We start from the raw sequence: 476 nt of genomic DNA, 5'->3' as shown, positions 1-476 counted from the left end.
CGCGATCGACGTGGCTCAGCCGACCGAGCCGGCAGCGGGTCAGCACCCGGTGGGCGGTGGAGGGCGCCACCCCGGTCAGCGCGGCCAGCTGGACCGGGCCCAGGCGTTTGCGCAGCCGCAGCGCCACGATCCGGCGGGTGGTGGCCGGGTCGGTCTTGGCCGGCATCCGGTGCGGGCGCGAGGAGCGGTCGGTCATCGGCTGGTCGGTGGCATACCGGTCGGCCCACCGCTTGACCGTGGGCCACGAGCACTGGAGCCGGGCGGCGACCTCAGCGATCGGCACGTGCTGGTCGACCACCAGCCGGGCGACCTGCAGCCGGGCCCGCGGAGTCAGCGCAGCGTTAGCGTGGGACACGAGGGCCTCCTGTGAGCGAAGCGGATACCTAGGCAGTTCCACTCCACCGCGGGAGGCCCTCGTGCGCCAACACTCAGATCAGCGCATCACACCCACTCGACCAACGTCCCCGGTCAGTACA

Annotated in this window: 1 protein-coding gene; it reads right to left on the bottom strand. The window is 72.5% G+C overall.

The features are described 5' to 3' along the window. A partial coding sequence (locus tag U5M74_RS16185) for a helix-turn-helix domain-containing protein (protein ID WP_410909947.1) occupies positions 1-355 on the bottom strand: 355 nt, incomplete at its 3' end. Positions 356-476 lie beyond the last annotated feature (121 nt).

Source organism: Puerhibacterium sp. TATVAM-FAB25 (assembly GCF_046535855.1).
GTDB classification, from domain to species: domain Bacteria; phylum Actinomycetota; class Actinomycetes; order Actinomycetales; family Cellulomonadaceae; genus Puerhibacterium; species Puerhibacterium variabilis_A.
The sequence above is the reverse complement of the archived record's forward strand: the minus strand, read 5'-3'. Positions and strand labels throughout refer to the sequence as shown.